The organism is Streptomyces sp. NPDC002870 (genome assembly GCF_042888505.1).
In the GTDB taxonomy this organism is placed as follows: Bacteria; Actinomycetota; Actinomycetes; order Streptomycetales; family Streptomycetaceae; genus Streptomyces.
In genome coordinates this window covers 1-1,300 of record NZ_JBIAPW010000096.1, presented here as the reverse complement: position 1 = coordinate 1,300, position 1,300 = coordinate 1, and the positions used below count along the sequence as shown (strand labels likewise).

1 protein-coding gene is annotated in these 1,300 nt (G+C 69.8%); it reads right to left on the bottom strand.

Translation table 11 applies throughout. From position 1 onward, the window contains the following. Nucleotides 1–40 precede the first annotated feature (40 nt). Nucleotides 41–1,162 (bottom strand): IS30 family transposase, encoded by a 1,122-nt coding sequence (locus ACFYWY_RS38210; RefSeq protein WP_389196134.1) that lies wholly within the window; start codon nucleotides 1,160–1,162, stop codon nucleotides 41–43. Between the last annotated feature and the right edge of the window lie 138 nt (nucleotides 1,163–1,300).

Below are 1,300 nucleotides of genomic sequence, written 5' to 3'. Positions count from 1 at the left end.
GGCGGTTTCTAGGGATTGTCGCAACACGTGGTCGGTTTGATCAGGCCGCGAGCAGTTTGTGCAGGCGCTCGGCTGGGGTCTCCCAGCCGAGCGTTTTGCGTGGGCGGCCGTTGAGTTCGGCGGCGACGGCATCGAGGTGGTCGCGGGTGTGGGTGGTGAGGTCGGTGCCCTTCGGGAAGTACTGCCGGAGCAGGCCGTTGGTGTTCTCGTTGGAGCCGCGTTGCCAGGGGCTGGCCGGGTCGCAGAAGTAGACCGGGATGTCGGTGGCGACGGTGAAGGCGTGATGGGCGGCCATCTCGGAGCCCTGGTCCCAGGTCAGCGAGCGGACCAGGTGGCCGGGCAGGGTCTGGACGGTGTCCACGAGGGCGTCTCGGACGTGTTCGGCGGTGCGGCCGTCGGGCAGGTGCAGGAGCATCACGTAGCGGGTGGCGCGTTCGACCAGGGTGCCGATGGCGGAGGCACCGTCTTTGCCGATGATCAGGTCGCCCTCCCAGTGACCGGGCACCGCCCGGTCCTCCGCCTCGGCGGGGCGTTCGCTGATCATGACCATGGGGTGGGTGAAGCGTGGCTGGCGGCAGGCGGCCTGCCGGTGTGGTTTGCGGCGGGTGCGTCCCGACCGCAGGGCTTTGGCCAGCTCGCGGCGGAGCTCCCCTCGGCCCTGGACGTAGAGGGCCTGGTAGACCGTCTCGTGGACCACGTGCATCTCCGTGCGCTCGGGGAACTGGGCCCGTAGAGCCTGGCAGATCTGCTCCGGACTCCACCGCTGGTCGAGGCGGTCCTGGACGAAGTCCCGCAGTTCGGGGTTCCGGCCTATCTTCCCGGGCTTGGGGCGCGGCCGGCGGGCATCGGCACGGGCCTGGGCCGCGTAGGGCCGGTACTGCCCGTTGACGGGATGCCGATTGCGGCGGATCTCCCGGCTGACCGTGGAGGGGCTGCGGCCCAGCTCGGCGGCGATCGCGCGGACCGTGGCCCTCTCCCGCAGCCGGTCGGCGATGTGGATCCGATCGGCTTCACCCAGGTACCGCGACGGCGCAGAAAGCGGCACCACCGCACGAATCGGTGGTGCCGCCCTGTTGTTGCCGGACGCATTGCGCCCGTTGCTCCATCGCTGGCCGGTTCGCCGGTTGATCCCGAGGATCCGGCATGCCTCCCGGCCGCTCACGCCCTGCTGCATGAGCCGGAAGTATGCCTCGCGCTCCTTGGCGAGCTTCCGCGGTCCCTGCGGCTTCCGTTCCTCGCGGATCTCGAAGTCCATCGCATCCCCTGAACTGGGGTGTTGCGACGACCACTAGAACCCAAG